Below are 26,571 nucleotides of genomic sequence, written 5' to 3' on the forward strand. Positions count from 1 at the left end.
TCTCCTATCTTTTCAACCCCAAAAGAAAGAGCACATGCAAGATACATGTACTCTGGAATGCTTAGATAAATGCTAAAAAGCGGTCTATCCTAGCTCTGTCCTTTTACCTGAGAGTTTGAGCAGTTGCCTGCCTTGCCCCTTCGGTGCCTTTACGGTCTCTCCAGAGTTCCGTCCATTTACAGTCATGGAAAATCAAACGATTCCCCACTTCTATTAAACTTCATTCGGTGTTGGTATTTAATTGATTCTTATTTTACAAAAAATGTTGGCTTTTGTCAATGTTTTTATCAGTAAAACTTAATTCAACAGTTTTTACTGTATAAAGTCCAAAATACTGCTATCCTTTAAAAGTGACAATAGTCGCACCACTGCCTCCAGCATTTTGTGGGGCATAGCCGAAACTCTTGACATGCTTGTTTCTTTGTAGGTATTTGGTGACACCTTCACGGATGACACCTGTTCCGATACCATGGATGATATCAACTTGTGCCATATTGTTAAGCAAGGCTTGGTCGATAAAGGCATCTAGCTCATTCATGGCCTCTTCATAACGTTTGCCTCGAAGGTCCAGTCTAGCTTGTGGACCACGACCAGAAGTTCGTTTCACGATATTGACTTGTTTTTTCTTGACTTGCTTTTCTTGCTGAGCTTGAACAAGGTCAAATTCTTTCTCTTCTAAAGTCATCTTAATCAAGCCGACTTGGGCTTCCCAGCGGCCGTCCTTGAGTTGACTGGTCAAGGTACCTCGCTGGCCATAACTGAGAACCACGATATCATCTCCCACCTTTGGAGCTCGTTTTTTCTTGGCCTTTTGAAGAACCTTATTTTTAGACAAATCTACTTTTTCAGGAGCTAATTTTTTCAGCTTGGCCTTGGCTTCAATGATTTCGTGGGGCTTGAGTTGGGATTTGCTGTGGAGATTTTTGAGAATCTGGTCACTTTCACTTAGGGCCATGTCCACAATCTCAGCAGCCTGTTCACGCGCCTTGTTAAGCTCTGTTTCCTTTTCACGATTAAGCTCATTGTAGAGCTTTTTGAGAGCACGGTTCATCTTGAGATTTTCTTGCTCCACCTCACGGATATTATCCAAGCGTTTGCGGCTCTCTAGCGTCTGCTCTTCCAGTTGCTCAATGATACGATTGACATCATTATCTTGATCGACCTGCTGACTAGCATCCCCTACGATAACTTCAGATAGGCCTAGACGTTTAGCGATTTCGAAGGCATTGCTTCGTCCAGGAACTCCCTGCATAAAGCGATAGGTCGGGCGTAGAGTTGCAGTATCAAACTCCATGCTGGCATTTTGCACAAAGGCTGTCTCAATACCATAGGCCTTGAGCTCTGGATAGTGAGTAGTAGCCATAGTCTTGACTTGACGCAGGCGAAGATCCTCCAGAATAGCCATGGCAAGGGCGGCTCCCTCTTGAGGGTCTGTACCAGCTCCCAACTCATCCAAGAGCAAGAGCGAATGTTGATTGACCTTGCCAAGAATATCCACAATATTGGTCATGTGGCTAGAGAAGGTAGACAAGCTCTGCTCAATAGACTGCTCATCTCCAATATCAGCAAAAATTTCTTCAAAAATACCAACACGACTTCCCTTATCTGCTAAAATCGGCAAACCAGACTGGGCCATAACCTGTGTCAAGCCGAGGGTTTTGAGCATGATGGTCTTACCACCAGTATTGGGACCTGTAATGACAATCGCTGTTAAATCTTGACCAAAATGGACATCATTTGCGACGGCATTTTTGACCAAAGGATGGCAGACATGGAGCAGTTGAATCTCTTGATTTTCTGATAGCTGAGGCACGACTGCTTGTCTTTCTTGGATAAAGCGGACCTTGGCACGAATCAAATCCAGATGACCGATAATCCAAGCGTCATTAGCAATCTCAGCCGCATGAGGGCGGACACGCTCCGAGATTTCTTGGAGAATACGAAGCATTTCATAGCGCTCATCTGCTCGCAGACTAGCAATATCTTCGCTCAATTTGACCACCTCACGGGGTTCAATATAGACGGTATTTCCACTAGCAGAAATATCATGAACGACACCTGCAATCTTATTTCGGTAGGTGTTTTTGACTGGTAAAACCTGACGGCCATTTCTGCTGGCAACGATTCCTTCCGTCAACATCTGCGCTTTTTGCTTGAGCAGGTCCTGTAGGACATCGCGTACCTGACTCTCGCTATCATGGATTTTTCGACGGATACGCGCCAATTCTTCACTGGCAAAATTTTCAATGAAACCTGCATCATTAAAGGCTTGGAGATTTCCTTGTAATTGTGGAAAATCATGTAATTTCTCAAACCAAAGGGCTAATTCTTCCAAGCTGACATTTTCCAGATTGGCATAAAAACTTTGCAGTTCTCTGCTAGAAAGAAGCACGCGCTTCAAGAGTAGGAACTCCTCGATATTGAGGTCTGCCCCCATCTCCAACCGCTTGCAGACTCCTGCGATTTCCTTGGTTGCAAGAATGGTAAAATGCGGTTGCTCGACAAAGAGAGCCTGCATTTCCTTCATCTCAGCAAAAGCCTGTTTGATTTTATCCGCTTTGGCAGTCGGAGCTAGCTGTCTCAATTGCTCCAAGCCCTGCTCGGTCAACAAATGAGGCTCAAACAAGGCCTTAACCTTATTGAACTCTAATGTTTCTAATATTTTCTTGTTCATCTTTATTTCCTTATCTTTGAATGTCTATGTGTATTATACTCAATGAAAATCAAAGAGTAAACTAGGCAGCTAGCCGCAGGTTGCTCAAAACACCGTTTTGAGGTTTTGGATAGAACTGACGAAGTCAGCTCAAAATACTGTTTTGAGGTTGCAGATGGAAGCTGACGTGGTTTGAAGAGATTTTCGAAGAGTATTAGCTTTTTACATTCTGATAGATTCTAGTCAATCTGTAAACAAAGGGCGAGGAAAACTCCTGCCCTTTTTATCCGATTAAATTTGTCACCCAGATTTGTTTGAGCCAACTAGTTGTTACTGGTATGCTCTGGATGATGTGTTTTGCGACGATACTTTTTTCAAGAGGATTTTGAATAGCTGCCATGGGAATGGTTGCCAAGATAGTCAAGGCCATTTGCAAGACAAATAAGGTCACCAACATGGACAAAATACCTGCTGAAACTTGGAACAACTTACCACCCAGTTTTTTACTAGGAATCAAGTGTAAGAGGAGACCAAGCAAACGACCGATGCTATAGACAATCCCAAATACAAGCAAATAGCCGATCCCTGCGTAAAAGACCTTATCCAACTGAAAGAGTTGATCCGATGGGAAAAAGAAAGTTCCCTGACCTTCCTGCGGATTTGCATAAGGGACCAGCAAATGAAATTGCTCTCCTAGCCCCTTATAAAACTGGCCAGCCACAAAAGCCGATGCCATAGCTGAAATCAGGTAATAAACCTGTAAGAGCAGGCCTCTCCGATAGCCGATATAAAATCCCCAAGCCAAGACCAATAGAAGAAGGAGTGAAATCATAAGGGATCCTCAATCTTGCTCTGTTCTTGCTTGCAAGTCACAAGCTTGTGACGGAGTTCTTCTAATTCTTGCTCCTTATCATCAAATTCAATCTCACGGCTGAGCTGAGTTGATAAACAGTTGACTGCCAACAAAAGAGCGATGGTTTCATCATCTGCGCTAGGCATTTGTTCTTTAATTGCTTGGTATTTTTCTGTCGCAACCTTGGCGATCTCCTCCATAAAAAGGTTATCATGCTCGCTTGTCAAGGTTAATGATTTTTTCCCGAATGTAAATTTGAATCGATTTAGATTTGCCATAAAATTCACCTCACGATATTATACCAAAATTCGCTAATTTTGTCAGTTTTTACAAATTTGCCTGCTTTTATGGTACAATAGGAACTATGGCAAGTATAACACTCACACCAAGTGAAAAGGAGATTCAGGCTTTTCTTGAACACTATCAAACCAGTCTGGCTCCCAGCAAGAATCCCTATATCCGCTACTTTTTGCGACTACCTCAATCAACGGTTTCTATCTATACTTCTGGAAAGGTTTTGCTTCAGGGTGAAGAAGCTGAGAAGTACGCCTGTTTCTTTGGTTATCAAGTTGTAGAGGAAAACAGGGGACAAAATTTCCCTTTAATTGGGACAGATGAAGTGGGAAATGGTTCCTACTTTGGTGGGCTTGCAGTTGTGGCTTCCTTTGTCACACCTGACCAGCATGCCTTCTTGCGAAAACTCGGTGTGGGGGATTCCAAAACTCTGACTGACCAAAAGATCCGTCAGATTGCCCCTATCCTCAAAGAAAAAATCCAGCACCAGGCACTGCTTCTCTCACCAAGCAAGTACAACGAGGTCATCGGAGACCGCTACAATGCTGTTTCTGTTAAGGTAGCCCTCCATAATCAGGCTATCTATCTCCTCCTTCAAAAAGGCATTCAGCCTGAGAAAATTGTGATTGATGCCTTTACCAGTGCTAAAAATTATGACAAGTACTTGGCACAAGAGGCCAATCGTTTCAGCAATCCTATCAGCTTAGAAAAAAAGGCTGAGGGCAAATACTTGGCTGTAGCAGTTTCTTCTATCATTGCGCGTGATCTCTTTCTGGAAAATCTTGAAAATCTGGGACGAGAACTGGGCTATCAACTTCCGAGTGGAGCTGGAACGGCTTCTGATAAGGTGGCTAGCCAGATTTTGCAAGCCTATGGTATGCAGGGACTCAACTTCTGCGCCAAACTGCACTTTAAAAATACTGAAAAAGCGAAAAAACGCTTAGAAAGGTAAATTATGAATTCATTTAAAAGTTTCCTAAAAGAGTGGGGATTGTTCCTCCTGATTCTGTCATTACTAGCTTTAAGTCGTATCTTTTTTTGGAGTAATGTCCGCGTAGAAGGGCATTCTATGGATCCGACCCTAGCGGATGGCGAAATTCTCTTTGTCGTTAAGCACCTCCCTATTGACCGTTTTGATATCGTGGTTGCCCATGAGGAAGATGGTAATAAGGACATTGTCAAACGTGTCATCGGAATGCCTGGCGATACCATCCGTTACGAAAATGATAAACTTTACATCAATGACAAAGAGACAGATGAACCTTACCTAGCTGACTACATCAAACGTTTCAAGGATGACAAACTCCAAAGCACTTACTCAGGCAAGGGCTTTGAAGGAAATAAAGGAACTTTCTTTAGAAGTATCGCTGAAAAAGCCCAAGCCTTCACAGTCGATGTCAACTACAATACCAACTTTAGCTTTACTGTCCCAGAAGGAGAATACCTTCTCCTCGGAGATGACCGCTTGGTTTCGAGCGACAGTCGCCACGTAGGTACCTTCAAAGCGAAAGATATCACAGGGGAAGCTAAATTCCGCTTCTGGCCAATCACCCGTATCGGAACATTTTAAGAAACCTAAGAGGCCGAGAATCAAGAATCTCAGCCTCTTCTTCTATCGTGAGAAGATGATTATTTATTGACTATAATCCCCCCAACTCTCACCTATTCATGCAAAGGAATTTTATGGAAGTTTATTTTTCAGGAACCATTGAACGGATTATTTTTGAAAATCCCAGCAATTTTTATCGTATCCTCCTCCTAGAAATCGACGATACGGACGCAGAGGATTTTGATGATTTTGAAATCATTGTCACGGGCACCATGGCCGACGTGATCGAGGGAGAAGACTATACTTTTTGGGGACAAATTGTCCAGCACTCCAAGTATGGGGAGCAACTGCAAATCAGCCGATATGAACGCGCAAAACCAACTAGCAAGGGATTGGTCAAGTACTTTTCAAGTAGCCATTTCAAGGGGATTGGTCTCAAGACTGCTCAGAAAATCGTGGATACCTATGGCGACAATACCATTGACGAAATTCTGCAACACCCAGAAAAGCTAGAAGGCATTGCAGGACTATCTGCCAAAAATCGCGAGGCTTTCGTCTCCACTCTCCGTCTCAACTACGGAACGGAGATGGTTTTGGCCAAACTAGCCAACTACGGTATTCCCAATAAACTAGCCTTTCAAATTCAAGACTTTTACAAGGAAGAAACCCTTAATGTGGTTGAAAATTATCCCTACCAATTGGTTGAGGATATCAAGGGCTTGGGCTTTACCATTGCTGACCAATTAGCGGAAGAACTAGGTATCGAAAGTCAGGCTCCTGAGCGCTTTCGTGCCGGTCTAGTTCACAGTCTTTTTCAGGCCTGTATGGAAACAGGGGATACCTATGTTGAAGCACGGGATTTGCTAGAACAAACTCTAACTCTTCTTGAATCTTCCCGCCCCGTGGAACTGGATCCCAGCCAAGTTGCCCAAGAACTCTCCAACCTGATTGAAGAAGACAAGGTTCAGCAGATTGATACCAAGATTTTTGACAACAGCCTCTTTTTCGCTGAGGAAGGTATCCGCAGTCACTTGGTTCGCATCCTTGAAAAAGGAAAACAGAAGAGTCATGATTTAGAAACCATTCAAAAACATATCACTACTGTCGAGGATGAGCTGGGGATTGAGTATGATAGCATTCAAAAACAGGCTATCTGCGACGCTATCCAGAACAAGATCTTTATCCTGACAGGTGGACCTGGTACTGGTAAGACAACGGTTATCAATGGTATCATCGCTGTTTATGCTCTTTTAGAAGGACTTGACCTCAGGAAAAAAAGCAATCTGCCGATTCTTCTTGCTGCTCCAACTGGACGAGCAGCTCGCCGCATGAATGAATTGACAGGCTTGCCGAGCGCGACCATACACCGCCACTTGGGAATGACAGGCGACGATGATACCAGCCATCTGGAAGATTATCTGGATGCTGACTTTATCATCGTGGATGAATTTTCGATGGTGGATACTTGGCTGGCCAATCAACTCTTCTCCAACATCTCTTCTAACAGTAAAATCCTTATCGTGGGTGACAGCGACCAGTTGCCGTCTGTCAGTCCTGGACAGGTTCTAGCTGATCTACTTCATATTCCCTTGATTCCTCAGACTCGCTTGGAAAAAATTTACCGACAAAGCGAAGAATCAACTATCGTCACCCTAGCTAGTCAGATTCGACAGGGCATCTTGCCAGCTGATTTCACCCAGAAAAAAGCAGACCGTTCCTACTTTGAAATTGCTAGTGGCCATATTCCAGCTACTATTGAGAAAATCTTAGGCGCTGCCCTCAGAAGTGGTATTCCTGCACGTGATATTCAGGTTCTGGCCCCCATGTACCGGGGGACAGCAGGTATTGATGCCATCAACCAGCTCATGCAAGACCTCCTCAATCCACCACAAAAAGACCAACTCAGTTTTGAAGCTCCCCAGTGCCACTATCGTAAGGGAGATAAGGTCATTCACTTGGTCAACGATGCTGAAATCAATGTCTTTAATGGAGATTTAGGAGCCATCACAGACCTGATTCCTGGTAAATATACCGAATCGAAACAAGACGAGATTGTCATTGATTTTGATGGCAATGAGGTCTCTTACCCACGTAACGAATGGTACAAAATTCGCCTGGCCTATGCCATGAGTATCCATAAATCGCAGGGAAGTGAGTTCCCTGTTGTTATCCTACCTATCACCAGTGCTAGCAGGCGTATGCTGGAGCGCAATCTCATCTACACAGCCATTACACGCGCCAAAAGCAAGCTTATCTTACTAGGCGAATTACAGGCCTTCGACTATGCTACTCAACATATCGGAACTGCCCGAAAAACCTATCTGATTGAACGCTTCAGTGATTTATTGGAGAATGTTGAAGAAAAGCAACCAGCTGTCTCTGAAACTGCCACATCAAGTGCCTCTGAACAATCCTATATCCTAACCGAAGAAAACTGGGATAGCATCCCCGCCATGATTGGGATTACAGACACAGACCTCAAAGAGATTTTTGGAAAATAGTGTATAAGAAAACCCACCAATTCAGGTGGGCTTTTTGTTTATTAATACTCAATGAAAATCAAAGAGCAAACTAGGAAGATAGCCGCAAGCTGTACTTGAGTACGGTAAGGCGACGCTGACGTGGTTTGAAGAGATTTTCGAAGAGTATAAGATTATTTAACTGTTGCTGTGCTTGTAATCAATTCAACAGCTTTTTTGATTGTGATATCGTGTTTCAACATATCAGCTGAAAGCAAGCTTTGTACTTGTGCAACTTCCATGTTGTAATCTGCAGCCAATTGCTCGATTTCTTTTTGGATTTCTTCTTCTGAAGCGTCAAATCCTTCAGCTTTCGCAACTGCTTCGATAACAAGGTTAGTCTTAGTACGTGACTCAGCTTCTGATTGGTATTGATTGTGAAGGTCTTCTTGAGTAGTTCCAGTGATTTGGAAGTACATGTCAGGGTTGATACCTTGACGTTGCAAGTTTCCAAGGAATTCGTTTACTGAACGGTGAACTTCTTCGTGGATCATTTCTTCTGGAAGTTCTACGATTTCAGCGTTTTCTACAGCTTTATCGATTGCTGCACCTTCAACTGCATCTTTGTAAGCTTCTTCTTTAGCAGCAGCCAATTCCTTGCGGTATTTTTCTTTCAATTCAGCAAGTGTTTCAACTTCTTCGTCGATGTCTTTTGCAAGCTCATCGTCAAGAGCTGGAACTTCTTTAGCTTTTACTTCGTGGATAGTTGTTACGAATTTAGCTTCTTTACCTGCAAGATCTTCTGCTTGGTAGTCTTCTGGGAATGTTACGATAACATCAACAGTTTCACCAGCTGAGTGACCTACCAATTGGTCTTCGAAACCAGGGATGAATTGACCTGAACCAAGTCCAAGTGAGAAGTTTTCACCTTTTCCACCGTCAAATTCAACACCGTCGATAGAACCAACGAAGTCGATGACAACAGTGTCGCCGTTTTCAGCAGCAGCTTCTTTGATAACCAATTCAGCCAAGTTGTTGCGTTCGCGTTCGATACGCTCTTCAACGTCAGCGTCAGTTACTTCTTTTTCTACATCTACTGATACTTCAAGGTTTTTGTAGTCACCCAATTTTACTTCAGGTTTTGTAACAACTTCAGCTGTGATAACCCAGTCTTGACCTTTTTCCATTGAAGTTACATCAATTTTTGGTTGAGCAACAACTTCAAGACCAGCTTCTTTTACAGCTGCTTCATAAGCGTTTGGCAAAAGAGCGTTCATAACGTCTTGGTAAAGTGACTCTTCACCAAATTTTTTGTCGAAGATAGGGCGTGGAAGGTGACCTTTACGGAAACCTGGAACATTAAGAGATTTCTTCACTGAGTTGAAGACACGGTCCAATTCTGGTTTGATTTGGTCTTGAGAGATAGTGAAAGTCAAGACACCACGGTTTGTTTCTTTGTTTTCAAATGATACAGACATTCTGTCATTTCTCCTTAAAATTTTTTAAATACAGTCTATTATAACATAAATGGACGACTTTTTTCAAGTAATGAATGCGCTCTTCAATCACGCTAGAGGTACTTGCTCGCTTCTTTGATGCTAAGGTCAGCCATTCTTTCCTTGTTTTTCTCAATGAAGCCTGCTTCCCAAGTTGGATTGGTTTTGGAGTAGTCTCTTAGAGCCCAGCCAATGGCTTTATTGATAAAGAATTCTGTTTGATTCAAATTATGAAGCAGAATCTTTTCCAGTAATTGAACATTGGTCTTCTCTTTTCTTAACAACTGGTGGTCAATAGCGACTCGTCTCAGCCAGATATTGTATGACAAGCTCCATTGGAGGATTATTTTTTCCAGTTCCGGCTTGTCATACACCAAACTCCCTACTACTCGATCTAGGATATCTACGGTATCCCACCAGGATTTTGTGACGACTAACCGCTCAAGCTTAGGTAAATCGTTCTCCGTTAGATAAGACTGCATTGCTTTCAAATAATTAGCAGCCACATATTGGTATTCTCTAGGCTCCTTTCTCCAGCAAGTATCTACAAAATTCCAGTCGATAATCTTTGTTTTTTTCGCTTTTGGAAAGTATTTTTTATAGAGTGCATTTCTTTCAGGAGCCGCAATACCTAGGAAGAAAAATTGATGGCGCATATAGGCTTCCATAGGCCCTGCCTTTTTTGAATCTTTTGCTGCTTCTATCTCAACAAGTAAATCTGTTAGACTCATCTAAAACTCCTCATGCCCCACCAAGTGGTGCTGAAAGGCATAGACAGCCGCCTGAGTGCGATCGCTGACCTCAAGTTTGGCTAGGATATTGGACACATGGGTCTTAACCGTCTTGAGAGAGATAAAAAGTTCATCTGCGATACGCTGATTTTCGTAGCCCTTGGCGATGAGTTGGAGAACATCTCGCTCACGCGCAGTCAGATCCTCATGTAGTTCTATGTGATTGCGGTGGTATTCGACCTTTTTGCTGACCTCTTGCTCAATGGCCAACTCCCCAGCAGCCACCTTACGGACAGCATGGAGCAGTTCGTCGGCACTAGAAGTCTTAAGCATATAGCCACGAGCACCTGCATCTAAGACGGGCATGATTTTTTCATTGTCCAAATAAGAGCTCACAATCAAAATCTTGGCTTCAGGCCATTCTTTGAGGATAGCCAAGGTCGCATCAATTCCATTTATCTCAGGCATAACGATATCCATGACAATGACATCTGGACGCAGTTTCAAGGCCAAGTCAATACCTTGAGACCCGTTTGCCGCCTCGCCCACAACTTCTACATCGTCTTGGAGGTCAAAGTAACTTTTCAAGCCCAATCGGACCATTTCATGGTCATCTACTAGTAAAATTTTCATCTCTACTCCTTTATGATTCCTTACCTAACAAGGGAATACGGATATCAACTGCCAGTCCTTGCTTGGGAGCTGTTAATAACTGAACCGTCCCTGCCATATCTTCGACCCGCTCCTTGATATTACGAAGTCCATAACTCAAGTCGTCTAAGCTCCCCAACTGGAAACCAATCCCATTATCCACCACCTTCAGCTGCAATTCAACATCCGTCTGATAGAGATAGACATCCAAACAAGAGGCCTGGGCATGGCGGAGGGTATTGCTGATCAACTCCTGCAAGATGCGGAAGATATGCTCCTCGATTTTCTTGGGCAATTTCGTTACATTTTGCTTGAAACTAACCTTGAGATCACTCTTGTCCTCAAGCTCTTTTAAGAGAATTTGAATTCCCTCAACCAGACTCTTTTGCTCCAGTTCAACTGGTCTCAAATGCAAGAGCAAGACCCGCAAATCCTTCTGGGCGGTTTCTAAAATAGCTGTGACACTCTGCAGCTGGATCTGCATCTTTTCTCTATCCAATTTCAAAGTCTGCTGACTGATACCTGATAAAATCATGTGAGCCGCAAACAACTCCTGACTAACTGTATCGTGCAAATCCCGAGCAATCCGCTTCCGTTCTTTCTCGATGATTTCCTCTTCCTGAGCAAGACTCTGATTTTCTGCTTTTTGAAGAGCTTCTGTCAAAAGATTAAGTTTACCTGACAAGGACTTGAAACTGGCATCCAAATCTGGATCTGCAAGCCGAATCACTTCTTGTCCTGCTAATAAACGCTTGAGATTAGACTGCATTTTTCTTAGAGAAAGCTCTTCGATAGCTCTCCAAAACAGGGCTAAGAGAAAGGTCATGGACATGCTGAATACCAACAACAAAAAGATAAATTTTTCTGTTTTTTCGACATCATGTAAGAAAATAGACCAGTCAAAGTCAAGGATGTCCAGCAAGCTGTGGGACAGAAATAAGACAAACAGGATGGAGGTGAGGGCAATGATTACATAAGCTTGTTTTTTCATCCTCTGACCACCTCCACATCGCCAATCATAGTGGTCAAGAGAATCTTGACGCTCTTGTTACTCTTGAGATAATCTCTCGTTTCTTGATGATAGTGTTCATTACGTAGAGCTCGCTTTGGATGATTAAAAAAAGTCAAATCCCCATAGAGACAGTTAACACTGAGACTAACTTCTACATCTACGGGCACAATGATTTTGGTCGTACCTACCATCTTTCTGAGGATAATGACATTATCGTGATTGGTTAGGATTACCCTCTCCAGATGAATAGTGTCTTTACCCATGAGGCGAAAAATATTGATATCATCAAATTGGCAAGTCTGGTAACTTGAAAAATGATGGAGATTACCAAACCAACGATTTTTCTCCTTCTTAACCGTCACCACATCTTCAAACACCAAATTGGTCTGATCTTTTTCCTGATTCATCATCGGGTAAAGAAGAAATAGACTGTATATAACCGCAACAAAAATAGCTAGAATCACAAAAGGATTGAGCATGACGATGAAAAAGAAGAGAATGGTTGCCACCACCAAAAGAAGGTTATTGCCCTCTTTACCAGTGTAATAGCGAATCAAAAGCAAAAAGAGGAATAAAATCAGCAGAAAACGCGAAAAATGCTCTGAAACCATCAAAATCAGAGCTCCTGTCAAAAGACAGGCTTCGATAAATAAAAAGATTTTAAATTTTCTCATAGGTTCATCCTCTCCCTTCTATTTTATCACAATTCAAAAAAGTCACCTCGGTCTGAAGATGGAAAAAAAGGCGGTGGTTACGCCTTTTTCATCTGATCCTTTGCTTCTTTTAATTTTCCATAAAGAAGATAGTCTACTTTTTGTAAATCTGCTATAGTGGCACAATTAAGGGCACACATAATCAAACGCAGGTCGTCTTTCCAGCCTTGGACAATGCCAATCACTTCTTCAACTGTGTAGGTTTCAACCAATTCTAGAACTGTTCGAGAGAGTCCTACAGCCTTAGCACCAAAGACCAAACACTTAATCATATCCAGCGGATTGCGAACACCTCCACTAACTAAGAGTTGGACCTTGTCTTTCCAGTCTTGGGCATTGATAAGGGCCTGCATGGTGGACTGGCCCCATTGATTGAGGTAGTCACGTTGACCACTGCGACGGTTTTCGATATAAGCAAAGCTGGTGCCACCACGTCCTGATAGATCCACTGTACGAACACCCAGTTCATAGGCTCTTTCGATGGTCTTCACATCCATTCCAAAACCTACTTCCTTGAGGACAATCGGAACAGGGATTTGCTTGCCATAGTCTGCTAGGTGCGATTGCCAGTTTCTAAACGTTCTTTCTCCCTCAGGCATGAGCAATTCCTGCATGACGTTGACATGCACTTGCAAGAGAACAGGATTCATCTCTTCTACAGTCTGAAGACCTAACTCGACAGGCTTGTCCAATCCAATATTGGTTCCAAGAAGGAGATTTGGATGATCAGACTTGACAGAAAAAGAGTCAGCTGCTGGATCTTTAAGGGCTGCGCTATAAGAACCCGTTACAAATAAAATATCACAGGCTTCCGCCACCTGAGCCAGCTTTTGATTGATTTCTCTTCCCTTATCGCTTCCACCCGTCATGGCATTGATATAAAAAGGAAAATCCCACTTTCGACCAGCAAACTCTGTCGACAGATCGACTTCATCCAGGTCGTAAAGAGGCAAGGAAGAATGAATCAACTCCACCTCATCAAAGCTATTATAGGAACTTTTCTGCTCAAGGGCATAGCGGATGTGCTCATCCTTACGATTTGTCGTCATGTCCTATCCTTTCTTGGTATAAGAGCTCAATCCCCAGATCGGCCCAACGGTTTTTTAGGGTTTTAGTTGATTGCTCATCAAAACTCAAGGCAATACCACAATCACCACCACCAGCACCGCTACTCTTGGCGACAGCTTGCAAATCTTGACTAGCTTCTTTCAACTGTCTAAGCGAAGGCGTGTAAATATCTGTGCTCAAGCCTTCTAAGAGCTTGCTGGCCACTTCTACTTGCTCGATAATTTTTTCTGATTTCACCTGTTCCAAGGCTTCTACCAAAGAAACCACCGTTTCTTTTGAGGAACTTAAAAAATTCTGATTGATATTTTGCTTGATTTGCTGGACCATGTGACTCGATACAGCCACTTCCTTGGTCCATCCCACTAGGAAATCACATTCTAGGGCAGGTTGTACATGTGAGATTGAAAAGCCCCAATCACGCTCTAAAACAGTCGCTAAGTTTTCTTCTTCCAACCAAGCAGCCACCTTCTGGCGATCAAATGACTGGTAGAGAACCAAATCCTCTGCCACAATACAGGCAATGTCCCCCATAGAACCATTGTCTCCGCGCTTAAGCAAGACAGCACTGGCCAGCTTGAACAAGAGGTTCTGATCAATCGAAAGATTATACAGAGCCAGCAGAGCCTTGATGACCAAGACAACGACGCTACCGCTAGAACCTAAACCAAACTTTTTCCCTTCTCGTTCCATTTTTCCACGGATTTCTAGAGAAAAAGGTCGCAAGGTCTGCCCACGATAAACGAGGAAGCCATTCATCAAAGCAATTGTTTCTTGAATCAAGCTATAGTCAGGATTTGGCGTCAAATCAACTGCGAAATCAAACATATCTGAGTAGATACGGTAACTATCAGAAAAAGCAATCTCGCCCTTCATATAGATGGGAATAGCCTTTATCAAGGCCAACTGTCCGGGCTCTAAAATAGCATATTCACCTGCCCAATAAAGTTTCCCGCAAGTTTTAACAGCAATCATCTTGACTCAAATCCTTTGTTTTTGACACAATCAAGCGATAACGTTGACCGAAGATTTCTGACAAATGCTCCAAGTCTTTCTCTTGACAGAGGACTTTGACATTGGGTCCTGCATCCATAGTAAAGTAGCAGGCTTCCCCTTGTTCACGAAGCTGGCGGACAAAGTCCATGGCTTCATAGCTTGCATCCGTCAGATAAGAAAAGGCTGGTGATGCTGTTTTGGTCGTAGCGTGCATAGCCAGGGCATTTTTCTCCGTTAATTCCCCAACCTTAGCAAAGTCGTTCTCTTTGAGATAAACCAGCATATCCTGATAATCCTTCTCAGACTTACGCACCCAGTCATCAAAGGTCGTCGAGGTTTCCACACAAAGTTTCATCCCGTCACGGCTAGAGATTGGTTTTTTCTTATCCTCTAGCACCAACATAATCATAGCTAGTTTCAAGTCTGTCTCTACAAGGTAAATTTCCCCGCTATCCTTGTCCCAGGCACCTAGCGGTCCATAAAAACTCCGAGAGGAAGAACCTGAGGCAAACTTAGCCTCCTGTGCCAACTGACTTCTATCCAAGCCAAGCTTGAAATAAGCATTGCAAGCCTTAACTAAGGCGGATAAACCACTAGAACTTGAAGACAAGCCCGCTGCGGTAGGCATATTGTTTTGAGTATCAATACGAACAAAGCCATCACCATCTGGACGGTAGCGGTCAATAATCTTGCTCATCTTGGCATGCTCAACCTCATTTTGTAACTGACCATTGATATAAAATGCATCAGCAGTCGCATCCGTTGGTAAAGGCGACAAGGTCGTCTCCGTATACATATTCTCCAAAGTCAGAGAGATACTGCTAGTAGCAGGCACCATCTCTTTTTCTTTTTTCTTTCCCCAATATTTGATAATAGCAATATTTGCGTAGGAACGTACTGTTACAGGCTCTCTATCCATATCTGAACAGCTCCTTTCTCTTCTAATCTTTCTACTAGTTCTTGTGCGTGTGGCAAATTGGGTGCCAAGGCTATGATACAGCCTCCAAGCCCACCACCGCTCATCTTGGCACCCAGAGCTCCATGTTTAAGAGCCGTTTCAACCAAAGAATCTGCCTCAGGACTACTAACACCAATTTCTTTTAAATGCAAATGCGCTTGACTAAGGATTTGTCCCAGCCCTTCAGCATCTTTTCGTGAAATCGCTTCTTCTGCCTGCCGAGTCAATTCTCCCAAGGCATGCAAAAACGGTAAGGCATCCTTGCCCTTGCTTTGAACCACTTGGATGGCTTCACGAGTATGACCATAAACACCCGTATCGGCAATCACCAAATAGGCGGATAAATCCATCTCAAGCTCTGTAAATCCTACGTTCTTAATAAAGCGAATAGGCTGGTCACTGAGACAGGTCTTAGCATCCAAACCACTAGGATTCATATGGGCAATCATCTCAGCTCGATTGACCAAGATTTCTAGTACATCATGAGGCAGTTCTGCCTGATAATAGTCAAATACCGCACGAATGGCCGCTATGCTGATAGCCGCTGACGAACCCATTCCCCGTTTTTCAGGGATAGCCGAGTCAATCTCACAGCGAATGCAGGATTCTTTGATATCCAAATACTCCAGTGAAGCATACACCGCCATGGACAAGGTATCCTCTTCATAGAGACGCCAAGGACTCGCTGCAGGAACTACCTTACAAGTCACCTCCACCTCCAAAAGAGGCAGGGAAATAGCCGGATAACCGTAAACGACTGCATGCTCCCCAATTAAAATTATCTTACTATGTGCCTGACCGACACCAACCTTTTTTGTCATGTTATCCTTTTACTAGACGGAAAGACCGTCTTATTTTTCACACAAGTATTGATTCTTTCCTATCTATTTTATTATATTTTCATAAAAAAAGCGATTGTTTCCATTCACAATCGCTTTTTTAATTATTGAACCCATTCGCCATTATAGTTGACAGAATAGCCATCTACAGTGGTATTCACTGCCAAGGCACCTGAGCTATAAGCGTAGTACCATTTACTACCGACCTGGAACCAGCCTGTTGCCATAGCTCCTGATGAACGGAGATAGTACCACTTGTTACCAAGGTTTTGCCAACCAATTTTCAGATCACCATTTGACTGGTCTAAATAATACCAAGTTGAGCCTTCTTGATACCAGCCAGTTGCCATTGCACCTGATGAACGGAAGTAGTACCACTTATTGCCAAGTTGTTTCCAACCAGTTTGCATTGTAGCTGTTATTGGATCTAGATAGTACCAAGTTGAGTTATCATTTGTCCAACCACGCACTAGCTCCCCAACCGTTAAACTGTCGATACGAGCATCGAAGCCACTATCCTTCTGTAAATAATACCAATGCCCCTCGTCATAAATCCAACCAGTTTTTAAAGTGTGATAGCTACGCTGATCTTCAAAATAATAAACACGTTTTTCGTCTGGGGTCTCATATTGTTCCCCATGATGTTTGTTGGTGTTTGTAGCAGTTTTTGCCTCTAAAACTTGCTTGCCAACAAATTCTTGAAGAACCCCATCTTGGTTAAAGTAGTACCATTGTGGCATTGGCATAGATTCTAATCTTAAACCATTTGGGTAAGGACCAATTGTACTACCTTTAGATGGAAACGGGATATATTGCCAGCCGACAACCATTTCTCCTGATACATGATCAAAATAATAGGTCTTGCCATCAATCACTCGCCAAGCCTTTTCTTTGATCTCACCCTTCTTGTAGTAGGTTCTACCATTTTCTTGGACAAATTTCCAACCTTCTAAATCAGCATCATCCGCCAATACTGCACTTGTTGCTAACAAACCGAAGAAAAAGACTGCTAATGCAATTTGCATCAATTTTTTTATTATTTTCATTAGACCTATCCTCCATAGCTGATTGTAGCAAATGCAAAATCGTATGTCAATATATAAAAAAACTCATATAAAAAGCAGTTACATAACTGCAACTGCTTTTCTATTCTTGCATGGTGTAACCGACACCACGAACGGTTTTAATGTAACTTTTTTGACCTTTTACATCAAGCTTGCTACGTAGATAACGGATATAGACATCCACGATATTGGTTTCGGTCGCACTTTCATACTTCCAGACACTTTCCAACAACTGCTCACGAGTCAGAACTTTCTTGCTTCCCATAAGAGTGGCCAAAAGGTCATACTCACGACGAGTCAGAGCAATCATTTCCTCGCCACGATAAACGGTATGATGCTCTACATCCATACGCAGATTACGGTAAGACGTTGGAACCTTCATCTGACTACAGTGTTGGTCGATGAAGTCCCTACCTCGGAAAATCGCTGAAATACGAGCTACCAGATTGTCAATAATAACCGGCTTATAGATGTAAGAAACGGCAAAGCGTTGGATTGTCTCAATCTGATCTTGCAATTCTTCGCGATGGTCCAAGACCATAATCACTGAGGCTGGCTTAGTCCGACTCAGCTTGTCTGCAAAATCCTGGGCTGTCATATCCCCCAGACGAGCATTCAATAAAATCAAGTCATAGTCTGTCTGAAGAGCCATGGAGAGGGCTTTTTGCCCCTCCTCAACCTGATCAACTCGGTATTGCTCTTTTTGGAGTTCCAAACTTAAAAAATGAGCTAGATTTCGTTCTTTCTCAAGTAATAAAATCCGTTTCCCCATGGCAGACCTACTTATTTTTCGTCATACCAAGAGTAGTGGAATGTTCCTTCTTTGTCTTTACGTTGGTAAGTGTGGGCACCAAAGTAGTCACGTTGCGCTTGGATCAAGTTAGCTGGAAGGTCAGCTGAACGGTAGCTATCAAAGTAAGTAATAGCTGCTGAGAAAGTTGGCACTGGCACACCAGCTTGAACAGCAAGAGCTACGATATCACGCACTGCTTGTTGGTACTTAGCAGTAACATCCAAGAAGTACTCATCCAAAAGAAGGTTGGCAAGATCTGCATCACGGTTGTAAGCATCTGTAATCTTTTGCAAGAAACGAGAACGGATGATACAGCCATCGCGCCAGATAGAGGCGATGTCCGCAAACGGCAAGTTCCAGTTGTTTTCTTTAGAAGCTACACGCAATTGTGCGAAACCTTGTGCGTATGAAATGATTTTTGAGAAGTAAAGGGCTTGACGAATCTTTTCGATCAACTCAGCCTTGTCTCCTTCAAACTTGAAGGCAGCTGGTTTTGGAAGCACCTTGCTAGCATGTACACGCTCTTCTTTGTATGTAGAGATGTAGCGGGCAAATACTGACTCCGTAATCAGTGACAACGGCACACCAAGGTCAAGAGCTGATTGGCTAGTCCATTTACCAGTTCCCTTGTTGCCTGCAGCATCAAGGATATAGTCTACGATTGGGCCATCTTGACCTTCATCATCTTTACGGCTCAAGATATCAGCTGTGATTTCGATCAAGTAGCTGTCCAACTCACCCTTGTTCCACTCAGTAAAGATTTCGGCCATATCTTCTGCAGAAAGGCCTAGCAAGTGTTGCATGAGGTCATAGCTTTCTGCGATCAATTGCATGTCACCATACTCGATACCGTTGTGGACCATTTTCACATAGTGACCAGCTCCATCAGGACCGATGTAAGTCACACATGGTTTGCCATCTTCTGGTGCTTTAGCTGAGATTTCTTCGAGAACATCAGCAACCAATTCGTAGGCTTCTTTTTGTCCACCAGGCATGATAGAAGGACCTTCAAGGGCACCTTTTTCACCACCAGAAACTCCAGTACCGATAAAGTTGATACCTGAGTTTGCTAGTTCTTCATTACGACGGATAGTATCTTTGTAGAAAGTGTTTCCTCCGTCGATCAAGATATCACCCTTGTCAAGGTGTGGAAGAAGGGCTTGAATTGTAGCATCTGTACCAGGTCCAGCTTGAACCATGAGCATGATACGACGAGGTTTTTCGATTGAGTTTACAAAACTTTCAACGTCATAGCTTGGTACAAAGTTCTTTTCAGGATGGCAAGCAATTACATCTTCAGTTTTTTCTTTACTACGGTTGTAAATAGCAACTGTGTAACCACGAGATTCAATATTAAGGGCAAGGTTACGACCCATTACGGCCATACCAACAACACCAAAGTTAGCTTTTGTCATTTGACACTCCTCTTGTTTAATTTGTTTTATTTTATCATTTTTACTTTTGAAAAGAAAGAATTTTGTAACGACTGCTTAGTAGTCCAAGTCATCCGCATGTCCAGAACCATTTCCAACAAAGTATCCTGTCTTACAGTTAAGGGTAAAGAGATAGGTTCCATCTGGCTTGTAGAGGTTGTAATAACCATTGCCATTAACGATATTAACACGTTCAAGGATATATTGGTTACCAGTGATATAACCACGTGAACGTGAAGTCGCTAGAATTTGTTCTAAGACACCATCCGCGAAATCCCAGGCAGAATTATTGCTATCATCAATAGCAGACTGGTTATAAGAAACACGACTCGCACTTCTTTGAACAGCAACTCCTGCACTTGATACACCCATATTGACTTCACTGCGGGTACTTCTAGTTTCAGTTGATGCAGTATTTGAGCTACTTGGACTTGTCTCACTAGCAGTATTTTCGCTTGCTTGACTAGAGCTTGAGCTGCTAGTTTCACTTGAACTTGAGCTTGAAGCACTTGTTTGCTGGCTCTTACCAAGACTGATAGCCTTATCTAGAACTTTATCAAGCTCCGTATTTCCAGTTTTAATATCTGTAAATTTAGCATCTGATTTAGCTTTAGCGTTAGTATCCAAGACACCATCCATAATAGCTGGTTTCTCAAATTGAGCATTGACATCTTGAATGGCCTTGATTTGAGTTGCTAGGCTATCATACTTAGATTTTGCAAGCGTATATTCACGACTACCTTCTAGCTTATCAAGCAAGGTTTTCAGTTGACTCAGTTTATCAAACTGGCTATTCTTCAAAGCCGTTTTGTTGCTATCTGTATAGAAGGCATCATATAAATTATTGAATTCTTCCGCATCTGACTGCGTATTTGTAGTTGATTGAGAAGTTTGGATTTCCTTGGTCGAACGAGCCACTTGACGATAAACATAATAACCAGTTCCAAGGATAAGAACCACTAAGGCTGCTAGAATACCGTAAAGCACCCATTTCTTCTTACTTTTTCCATCTTCACTATCTGTGACTCGAGAACGCGTGAGAGCCTCTTCCGTTCCAACTAATGGTACCTCTTCCTTCTCAAATTCTTCGACAAGAGGAGCTTCTGAAACTCGTGTTAATTCTAAATCATCAAACTGACGCAATTCATCTTCTGGAGCTGGAGAAGTTACTCCTGTTTCCTCACGAAGCTCTTGAAGCAAATTATCCAGAGTCTGAGTCTCCTCTACCTCTTCTTTTTCAACTAAATCATCCTTGCTAAACTGACGTGTTTCAAACTTATCTGCCTCAATTTCATCTTTATGTTGTTTCACATACTTGTCCAAGATAGAATCTCCAGGCAACACACCTGCTTCCACCTCTTCATTTTTTCGCATGGCTTCTCCAACCGTTAGCTCTTTGGCATCATCAAAATCAAATTGCGCTTCTTTATGTTCTGTTTTATGACGATTCCGTCTTTTCTTACTCATGAGTTTTCCTTCCTACTTTACTTCCTGACGTTTAACACGCTGACCAAAATATTGATACAAATCAACTTTTAAAGTTCCGTTGTACAACTTCCGTTTCTTATCCGCCTGACTACCGTACTTGGTCTCAAAGGCTTCATCACTGGTTAAGATAAACTTGCTCCACGTTTTCAGCGGTGCAAATACTTGACCCATCTCAGCATAAAGCTTGGTAACCCCTGCATCATCTGACAAGCGTTCCCCATAAGGCGGGTTAGAGATAATCACTCCATTGATTTTATCAGAACGCAAATCCTGCACGCGCATCTGCTTAAAGGTAATATCTCCTGCAACCCCTGCTGCCTGAGCATTGACCTTAGCAATTTCCACCATGCGAGCATCGATATCACAGCCCATGATATCTAGCTCAAGCTCACGATCCACTTTCTTAGCTGCTTCAGTACGAACTTCTTGGATCAAGCGATCGCTAATCCAGTTCCATTCCTCAAAAGCAAAGGAGCGACGAAGACCAGGAGCCATCTTTCTAGCAATCATAACTGCCTCGATACAGAAAGTTCCTGAACCACAGGTCGGATCAATCAAGGGTTTGTCTGGATACCAGTTAGAGAGTTGCAAAATAGCTGCTGCCATGTTTTCCTTGATAGGAGCCCCACCTTTTTCGGTACGATAGCCACGTTTAAAGAGGCTAGTCCCTGTCGTATCAATCATGACAGTTACTACATCTTTGAGAATAGAAACCTCAATCTTAAACTCTGGGCCATTCTCCATCAGAGGAATACCTTCTGGGCGGGCGTAGTGTTTCTGCAATTTCTTAACAACGGCCTTCTTTGAAATAGCCTGAACACTGGGTTCATTGTGTAGTTTAGATTTCACACATTTGGCTTTTGAAATCGGAAATCGAGCTCCAAGTGGTAAATAATTTTCCCAATCTAGAGCGAAAACTCCCTGAAAGAGCTCTTCAAAAGTCTTAGCTGGGAAAGTTCCTACGATAATCTTGATACGGTCTGCCGCTCGAAGCCAGAGGTTGGTTTCGATGATGGCTTTCGCATCTCCTTGAAAACGAACACGTCCGTTTTCAACTTGACAATCGTAGCCCAACTCTCGCACTTCACGACCAACGACAGCCTCAAGACCAGCTGCAGCAGTAGCGATTAAATTAAATTCTTTTTTCATTTTCAGTCTTATAAGACCTTTCTGTATGTCCACTTTAAAAAATGAGGTTGAGAAAGTTTTCTCAGCCCCAACCTATATGCAATTTTCTATAAGCCATGTTTTGTTCCAGAAGTGACTAGGACCACTCCCTTCGATAATCATCTGTCTACCACTAACAACTTACAGCTGATAGCAGTCAGAGTACTACGTTCGTTTCCGTGTACTCCATGCCCCGACCGAAATTTGGGTTGCTAGCTTGAGGGGTTTACCGCGTTCCACTCTCTCTGTTTCCAGAAAGACTCCGTCACTGTGGCACTTTCAAGCCTACTCTGGCCTATCCAAAGACTTAGCCATTTCAACTGCCGTAACGATTTCTCGTCCCTAGGCTTATGGTTTCGCCTAGCACAAACACTACAGGCATCACAGCCTGTGCTAGCATGGACTTTCCTCATGAAAAGAAATTCTCCTCACGCGATTATCCAAAAATTGCACTTCTCAAATAAGCTCTTATAAATCAGAGTTATCCAAAATTTGTTTACCAAATACTTCTTTCTCAAGACGATTTAGACGTTTTAAAATATCAAAATTCGTCATAGAAGTTGTTGCTGTCATTTCAAGTGGTTCTGCTTGAACCGGTGCAGATTCAGGTTTGCGAGACAATTCTTCCTTCAACTCTGCAATTTCTTGACGGAGAGACTTGACTAAGGCAGCATAAGTTTCGTAGTCCTTGATGACATCGTCCAAAAATTCATCAACTTCAACCTTACTATATCCACGGACTTCACGTCCAAACTCTTGCTCGAAAATATCTTTTGCTGAAAAAATAATACTTGCCATCTCTCTCTCCATTCTCGGTTTCTAATAGTATTATTATATAAAAAAAGGCAAACAAAAATCAAGGTCAAAGCCTTACTTTTCAGAAAAATTTTCTGCCAGCTCATTTAGGCCTTCAAAGGTTAGCCTTTTTATACGATAACCTTCCTGATTTTTCATCAAATTGTCTATAAATTTTAATTTAGTCTCATTTTCTGGGTCATAGAAAAAATAAGCTAAATCAGTATTTTCCAGTAAAAATCGTTGGTAGTCTCGTAGTTGCCCCATATGTTCATATTTAGGATAGGCATATTTGACAAAATCGACCTGCTTAAATTGGCTAAGTTTAAGCTGATTCGCTTCATTCCAATTTTCCCCGTGTGTTTCAAAATCAAAAATGGTCGCTAGGCTAAAATCATATTCGTCTTTCATTTCATTTGCGACATCAAGCACCCAAGATTCAAATCCCAAGTTTCCTGTAAAGACCAGCCATTTAATCCCTTCTTCTGCTAAACTTTCTAAATCACGGCGAATGGCTTTCTTTATAACTTTTAACCTGATATCTTTTTCATTAAATAAACCCAAGTCAAAATTAGAATATCCCATAATTAAAGCTGTAGTCATTTTTACACCTTTCTTTCTATTTTTATGGTATAATAGAGTGATGTTATTGTACCAATAAGGAGAAATATGGTCAACTATCCTCATAAAATTTCATCAAAAAAAAGCCAAACATCCATTTCTCAACCAAAAAATTTCGCAAATCGAGGAATGACTTTTGAAAAGATGATTAACGCTACAAACGACTACTATCTGACGCATGGTATGGCAGTTATCCATAAAAAGCCAACGCCTGTTCAGATTGTTCGAGTAGACTATCCTCAACGTAGTCGAGCCAAAATTGTAGAAGCCTATTTTAGACAAGCTTCCACAACAGATTACTCTGGCGTATATAGAGGACATTACATTGACTTTGAAGCCAAGGAAACGCGGCAAAAAAATGCTATCCCAATGAAGAACTTCCATCTTCACCAGATTCAACATATGGAACAAGTTCTAGAACAGCAGGGCATTTGCTTCGTACTGCTTCATTTTTCTTCTCGACAAGAAACTTATTTGTTGCCGGCACTTGATTTGATTCGCTTTTATCATCAAGATAAGGGCCAAAAATCAATGCCACTTGGATATATTCAAGAATACGGATATTTAATAAAGCAAGGAGCTTTCCCTCAAATTCCCTATCTCGATATTATCAAAGAACATTTACTAGGTGGTAAAACAAGATGAATAAACAAACCATTCTGCGATTCTTAAAGTATATTGGAATTACATTTCTTACCTTATTTATCGCATTATTTCTATTGGGTGGAGGTATCTTCCTCTACTTTGTTAGCAAGGCTCCAGCCTTATCTGAAAGTAAATTAGTTGCGACAACCTCTAGCAAGATTTATGACAATAAAAACGAACTGATTGCTGACCTTGGATCTGAACGTCGCGTAAATGCCCAAGCAAATGAAATTCCTACTGACTTAGTCAAGGCAATTGTGTCTATCGAAGACCACCGTTTCTTTGACCATAGAGGTGTTGATACCATTCGTATCATGGGGGCGGCATTGAGAAACCTCCAAGGGAAAGGAGGGCTCCAAGGGGCTTCAACCTTGACTCAGCAATTGATTAAATTAACTTATTTCTCTACTTCAACTGCCGATCAAACCTTGTCACGTAAAGCCCAAGAAGCTTGGCTAGCCGTTCAATTAGAGCAAAAAGCAACCAAGCAAGAAATCCTGACCTACTACATCAACAAAGTCTACATGTCTAACGGTAACTATGGAATGCAAACCGCAGCCGAAAATTACTATGGAAAAGACTTGAAGGATTTAAGCTTGCCACAGTTAGCACTCCTAGCCGGAATGCCTCAAGCACCAAACCAATATGATCCATATTCCCACCCAGAAGCTGCTCTAGAGCGTCGTAACTTGGTACTTTCAGAAATGAAGGGACAGAAATATATCAGTGCAGAAGATTACGAAAAAGCTATTAATACGCCTATCACTGACGGACTTCAAAGCTTGAAGTCAGCCAATAGTTACCCTGCCTATATGGACAACTACCTCAAAGAAGTAATCGACCAAGTCGAACAAGAAACGGGCTACAACCTTCTTACCACAGGTATGGAAGTCTATACTAATGTCGACAAAAATGTTCAACAGAGACTTTGGGATGTTTACAATACAGATGAGTACGTTGCTTATCCAGATGATGAACTTCAAGTAGCTTCCACTATCGTGGATGTAACAAATGGTAAAGTCATTGCTCAGTTAGGTGCCCGTCACCAATCAAGTAATGTATCTTTCGGAATCAACCAAGCCGTTGAAACCAATCGTGACTGGGGTTCTACTATGAAACCAATCACTGACTATGCTCCCGCTTTAGAATATGGAGTCTATGACTCTACTGCTTCTATTGTACATGATGTCCCTTATAACTATCCTGGCACTGATACTCCAGTCTACAACTGGGATCATGGCTACTTTGGAAACATTACAATCCAGTATGCTCTTCAACAATCACGAAATGTCACAGCCGTTGAAACTTTGAATAAGGTCGGTCTAGATAAGGCTAAAGCCTTCCTTAATGGGCTTGGTATTGATTACCCAAGCATACACTATGCTAACGCCATTTCAAGTAATACAACAGAATCTAACAAACACTACGGTGCAAGTAGTGAAAAAATGGCTGCTGCTTATGCCGCCTTTGCTAATGGTGGTATTTACCACAAACCAATGTATATCAATAAAATCGTCTTCAGTGATGGTAGTGAAAAAGAATTTTCTGATGCTGGTACACGAGCTATGAAAGAAACTACTGCCTATATGATGACCGAAATGATGAAAACTGTTTTAGCTTACGGAACCGGACGTGGTGCTTACCTACCATGGCTTCCACAAGCAGGTAAGACAGGTACTTCTAACTATACTGATGACGAAATTGAAAAGTATATCAAGAACACTGGCTACGTAGCTCCAGATGAAATGTTTGTAGGTTATACTCGTAAGTATTCTATGGCTGTATGGACTGGTTACTCAAATCGTTTAACTCCAATCGTTGGAGATGGTTTCCTAGTTGCTGCTAAGGTTTATCGCTCAATGATATCGTATCTATCAGAAGATGATCAACCTGGAGATTGGACGATGCCAGACGGCCTGTTCCGAAATGGAGAATTCGTCTTCCAGAACAACGCGAAGAACACATGGAATAATTCAGCAACACAACAAACACAAACGGTAGAAACTCCAAGCACAACAGCTGAAAGTTCAACTACACAGGCAAGTACGACGGTTGGTCAACAACCCAATAATGCTCCAGCAACTGATCCTAATCAAGGACAAGCTGGCCAGGCTGTTCAACCGACACAACCAGTACAACCAACGCCACAAAATCCACAAGTTCAACAACCACAACAGTGAGATGAAAGAAAATCCTGAGAATAAAAACTCAGGATTTTTTGGCTCTATAATATTTGTAGTGGGTAAATCCCCTATGGATATTATGGAGCCTATTTTGTTGTAGAAAAAAAGTCCCA

The 26,571-nt window shown here is 42.3% G+C and carries 24 protein-coding genes, 1 other RNA gene and 1 riboswitch; of the genes, 5 read left to right on the forward strand and 20 right to left on the reverse strand.

Annotation, left to right across the window (positions count from 1 at the left end):
• Positions 1-85: 85 nt before the first annotated feature.
• A riboswitch (glycine riboswitch) is annotated at positions 86-174 on the reverse strand.
• A 163-nt stretch (positions 175-337) separates the two neighbouring features.
• The 3 genes from M1G12_RS03180 to zapA form a co-directional block, all read right to left on the reverse strand.
• A complete protein-coding gene (locus M1G12_RS03180) occupies positions 338-2,674 on the reverse strand; it encodes an endonuclease MutS2 (protein WP_247949403.1) in 2,337 nt (778 codons plus the stop codon).
• 262 nt (positions 2,675-2,936) lie between these two features.
• Positions 2,937-3,485, reverse strand: coding sequence for a CvpA family protein (locus tag M1G12_RS03185; RefSeq protein WP_084861639.1), 549 nt, complete (start codon positions 3,483-3,485; stop codon positions 2,937-2,939).
• Positions 3,482-3,784: a cell division protein ZapA gene (zapA, locus tag M1G12_RS03190; protein ID WP_237447233.1), complete on the reverse strand. Its 303-nt coding sequence runs from the start codon at positions 3,782-3,784 to the stop codon at positions 3,482-3,484. Before zapA ends, M1G12_RS03185 begins: the two co-directional genes overlap by 4 nt.
• An 86-nt stretch (positions 3,785-3,870) precedes the next feature.
• On the opposite strand from zapA, the gene rnhC reads away from it, so the two are divergent.
• From rnhC to recD2, 3 genes are all read left to right on the forward strand, one after another.
• Entirely contained in the window at positions 3,871-4,752 is an 882-nt protein-coding gene (rnhC, locus tag M1G12_RS03195; RefSeq protein WP_237447232.1) for a ribonuclease HIII, read from the forward strand.
• Between the two features lie 3 nt (positions 4,753-4,755).
• Entirely contained in the window at positions 4,756-5,370 is a 615-nt protein-coding gene (gene lepB, locus M1G12_RS03200) for a signal peptidase I (RefSeq protein ID WP_237447231.1), read from the forward strand.
• A gap of 113 nt (positions 5,371-5,483) precedes the next feature.
• On the forward strand, positions 5,484-7,850 hold the full coding sequence (gene recD2, locus M1G12_RS03205) for an SF1B family DNA helicase RecD2 (protein WP_237447230.1): 2,367 nt from the start codon (positions 5,484-5,486) through the stop codon (positions 7,848-7,850).
• Between the two features lie 152 nt (positions 7,851-8,002).
• Here the strand turns inward: recD2 and tig are convergent, their stop codons facing one another.
• The 17 genes from tig to M1G12_RS03290 form a co-directional block, all read right to left on the reverse strand.
• Complete coding sequence (gene tig / locus M1G12_RS03210; protein WP_237447229.1) at positions 8,003-9,286, reverse strand: trigger factor; 1,284 nt, start codon at positions 9,284-9,286, stop codon at positions 8,003-8,005.
• A gap of 92 nt (positions 9,287-9,378) precedes the next feature.
• Entirely contained in the window at positions 9,379-10,035 is a 657-nt protein-coding gene (locus tag M1G12_RS03215) for a DNA alkylation repair protein (protein ID WP_237447228.1), read from the reverse strand.
• Complete coding sequence (locus M1G12_RS03220; RefSeq protein WP_049551122.1) at positions 10,036-10,668, reverse strand: response regulator transcription factor; 633 nt, start codon at positions 10,666-10,668, stop codon at positions 10,036-10,038.
• A 10-nt stretch (positions 10,669-10,678) separates the two neighbouring features.
• Entirely contained in the window at positions 10,679-11,677 is a 999-nt protein-coding gene (locus tag M1G12_RS03225; protein WP_237447227.1) for an envelope stress sensor histidine kinase LiaS, read from the reverse strand.
• The gene (gene liaF, locus M1G12_RS03230; RefSeq protein WP_049551124.1) at positions 11,674-12,372 is read right to left on the reverse strand and encodes a cell wall-active antibiotics response protein LiaF; all 699 of its coding nucleotides are present in this window, start codon (positions 12,370-12,372) and stop codon (positions 11,674-11,676) included. Before liaF ends, M1G12_RS03225 begins: the two co-directional genes overlap by 4 nt.
• A gap of 77 nt (positions 12,373-12,449) precedes the next feature.
• Entirely contained in the window at positions 12,450-13,460 is a 1,011-nt protein-coding gene (fni, locus tag M1G12_RS03235; protein WP_049551125.1) for a type 2 isopentenyl-diphosphate Delta-isomerase, read from the reverse strand.
• On the reverse strand, positions 13,444-14,451 hold the full coding sequence (locus M1G12_RS03240) for a phosphomevalonate kinase (RefSeq protein WP_084923663.1): 1,008 nt from the start codon (positions 14,449-14,451) through the stop codon (positions 13,444-13,446). The genes fni and M1G12_RS03240 overlap by 17 nt, the downstream gene beginning before the upstream one ends.
• Positions 14,438-15,391: a diphosphomevalonate decarboxylase gene (gene mvaD / locus M1G12_RS03245; protein ID WP_237447226.1), complete on the reverse strand. Its 954-nt coding sequence runs from the start codon at positions 15,389-15,391 to the stop codon at positions 14,438-14,440. Before mvaD ends, M1G12_RS03240 begins: the two co-directional genes overlap by 14 nt.
• Positions 15,373-16,251, reverse strand: coding sequence for a mevalonate kinase (gene mvk / locus M1G12_RS03250; protein ID WP_049551127.1), 879 nt, complete (start codon positions 16,249-16,251; stop codon positions 15,373-15,375). The genes mvaD and mvk overlap by 19 nt, the downstream gene beginning before the upstream one ends.
• Positions 16,252-16,373: 122 nt before the next feature.
• A complete protein-coding gene (locus M1G12_RS03255; RefSeq protein WP_203180368.1) occupies positions 16,374-17,315 on the reverse strand; it encodes a PspC-like choline-binding domain-containing protein in 942 nt (313 codons plus the stop codon).
• 100 nt (positions 17,316-17,415) lie between these two features.
• A complete protein-coding gene (locus M1G12_RS03260) occupies positions 17,416-18,105 on the reverse strand; it encodes a response regulator transcription factor (protein ID WP_033686437.1) in 690 nt (229 codons plus the stop codon).
• 11 nt (positions 18,106-18,116) lie between these two features.
• Positions 18,117-19,541 (reverse strand): NADP-dependent phosphogluconate dehydrogenase, encoded by a 1,425-nt coding sequence (gene gndA, locus M1G12_RS03265; RefSeq protein WP_000158772.1) that lies wholly within the window; start codon positions 19,539-19,541, stop codon positions 18,117-18,119.
• A gap of 75 nt (positions 19,542-19,616) precedes the next feature.
• Positions 19,617-21,026 (reverse strand): cell division site-positioning protein MapZ, encoded by a 1,410-nt coding sequence (gene mapZ / locus M1G12_RS03270; RefSeq protein WP_020903408.1) that lies wholly within the window; start codon positions 21,024-21,026, stop codon positions 19,617-19,619.
• Between the two features lie 12 nt (positions 21,027-21,038).
• On the reverse strand, positions 21,039-22,196 hold the full coding sequence (locus M1G12_RS03275; RefSeq protein ID WP_020903409.1) for a THUMP domain-containing class I SAM-dependent RNA methyltransferase: 1,158 nt from the start codon (positions 22,194-22,196) through the stop codon (positions 21,039-21,041).
• A gap of 84 nt (positions 22,197-22,280) precedes the next feature.
• Positions 22,281-22,662: RNase P RNA component class B (gene rnpB / locus M1G12_RS03280), an RNA gene on the reverse strand.
• A 20-nt stretch (positions 22,663-22,682) separates the two neighbouring features.
• Positions 22,683-23,012 carry a cell division regulator GpsB gene (gene gpsB, locus M1G12_RS03285; protein WP_000146534.1) on the reverse strand — a complete coding sequence of 110 codons (330 nt, stop codon included), beginning with the start codon at positions 23,010-23,012 and terminating at the stop codon, positions 22,683-22,685.
• 72 nt (positions 23,013-23,084) lie between these two features.
• A complete protein-coding gene (locus M1G12_RS03290) occupies positions 23,085-23,612 on the reverse strand; it encodes an SLOG family protein (RefSeq protein ID WP_247949404.1) in 528 nt (175 codons plus the stop codon).
• Positions 23,613-23,678: 66 nt separating this feature from the next.
• On the opposite strand from M1G12_RS03290, the gene recU reads away from it, so the two are divergent.
• Both recU and pbp1a read left to right on the forward strand, forming a co-directional pair.
• Positions 23,679-24,275 (forward strand): Holliday junction resolvase RecU, encoded by a 597-nt coding sequence (gene recU, locus M1G12_RS03295; RefSeq protein ID WP_247949405.1) that lies wholly within the window; start codon positions 23,679-23,681, stop codon positions 24,273-24,275.
• The gene (gene pbp1a, locus M1G12_RS03300) at positions 24,272-26,455 is read left to right on the forward strand and encodes a penicillin-binding protein PBP1A (RefSeq protein ID WP_247949406.1); all 2,184 of its coding nucleotides are present in this window, start codon (positions 24,272-24,274) and stop codon (positions 26,453-26,455) included. Before recU ends, pbp1a begins: the two co-directional genes overlap by 4 nt.
• Positions 26,456-26,571 lie beyond the last annotated feature (116 nt).

The organism is Streptococcus mitis (assembly GCF_023110375.1).
GTDB lineage: Bacteria > Bacillota > Bacilli > Lactobacillales > Streptococcaceae > Streptococcus > Streptococcus mitis_CI.

Bases quoted from the DNA above. Each gene is read 5' to 3' on its own strand.
- M1G12_RS03180 (WP_247949403.1), bottom strand. From the start codon at position 2,674: ATGAACAAGAAAATATTAGAAACATTAGAGTTCAATAAGGTTAAGGCC.
- M1G12_RS03185 (WP_084861639.1), bottom strand. From the start codon at position 3,485: ATGATTTCACTCCTTCTTCTATTGGTCTTGGCTTGGGGATTTTATATC.
- zapA (WP_237447233.1), bottom strand. From the start codon at position 3,784: ATGGCAAATCTAAATCGATTCAAATTTACATTCGGGAAAAAATCATTA.
- rnhC (WP_237447232.1), top strand. From the start codon at position 3,871: ATGGCAAGTATAACACTCACACCAAGTGAAAAGGAGATTCAGGCTTTT.
- lepB (WP_237447231.1), top strand. From the start codon at position 4,756: ATGAATTCATTTAAAAGTTTCCTAAAAGAGTGGGGATTGTTCCTCCTG.
- recD2 (WP_237447230.1), top strand. From the start codon at position 5,484: ATGGAAGTTTATTTTTCAGGAACCATTGAACGGATTATTTTTGAAAAT.
- tig (WP_237447229.1), bottom strand. From the start codon at position 9,286: ATGTCTGTATCATTTGAAAACAAAGAAACAAACCGTGGTGTCTTGACT.
- M1G12_RS03215 (WP_237447228.1), bottom strand. From the start codon at position 10,035: ATGAGTCTAACAGATTTACTTGTTGAGATAGAAGCAGCAAAAGATTCA.
- M1G12_RS03220 (WP_049551122.1), bottom strand. From the start codon at position 10,668: ATGAAAATTTTACTAGTAGATGACCATGAAATGGTCCGATTGGGCTTG.
- M1G12_RS03225 (WP_237447227.1), bottom strand. From the start codon at position 11,677: ATGAAAAAACAAGCTTATGTAATCATTGCCCTCACCTCCATCCTGTTT.
- liaF (WP_049551124.1), bottom strand. From the start codon at position 12,372: ATGAGAAAATTTAAAATCTTTTTATTTATCGAAGCCTGTCTTTTGACA.
- fni (WP_049551125.1), bottom strand. From the start codon at position 13,460: ATGACGACAAATCGTAAGGATGAGCACATCCGCTATGCCCTTGAGCAG.
- M1G12_RS03240 (WP_084923663.1), bottom strand. From the start codon at position 14,451: ATGATTGCTGTTAAAACTTGCGGGAAACTTTATTGGGCAGGTGAATAT.
- mvaD (WP_237447226.1), bottom strand. From the start codon at position 15,391: ATGGATAGAGAGCCTGTAACAGTACGTTCCTACGCAAATATTGCTATT.
- mvk (WP_049551127.1), bottom strand. From the start codon at position 16,251: ATGACAAAAAAGGTTGGTGTCGGTCAGGCACATAGTAAGATAATTTTA.
- M1G12_RS03255 (WP_203180368.1), bottom strand. From the start codon at position 17,315: ATGAAAATAATAAAAAAATTGATGCAAATTGCATTAGCAGTCTTTTTC.
- M1G12_RS03260 (WP_033686437.1), bottom strand. From the start codon at position 18,105: ATGGGGAAACGGATTTTATTACTTGAGAAAGAACGAAATCTAGCTCAT.
- gndA (WP_000158772.1), bottom strand. From the start codon at position 19,541: ATGACAAAAGCTAACTTTGGTGTTGTTGGTATGGCCGTAATGGGTCGT.
- mapZ (WP_020903408.1), bottom strand. From the start codon at position 21,026: ATGAGTAAGAAAAGACGGAATCGTCATAAAACAGAACATAAAGAAGCG.
- M1G12_RS03275 (WP_020903409.1), bottom strand. From the start codon at position 22,196: ATGAAAAAAGAATTTAATTTAATCGCTACTGCTGCAGCTGGTCTTGAG.
- gpsB (WP_000146534.1), bottom strand. From the start codon at position 23,012: ATGGCAAGTATTATTTTTTCAGCAAAAGATATTTTCGAGCAAGAGTTT.
- M1G12_RS03290 (WP_247949404.1), bottom strand. From the start codon at position 23,612: ATGACTACAGCTTTAATTATGGGATATTCTAATTTTGACTTGGGTTTA.
- recU (WP_247949405.1), top strand. From the start codon at position 23,679: ATGGTCAACTATCCTCATAAAATTTCATCAAAAAAAAGCCAAACATCC.
- pbp1a (WP_247949406.1), top strand. From the start codon at position 24,272: ATGAATAAACAAACCATTCTGCGATTCTTAAAGTATATTGGAATTACA.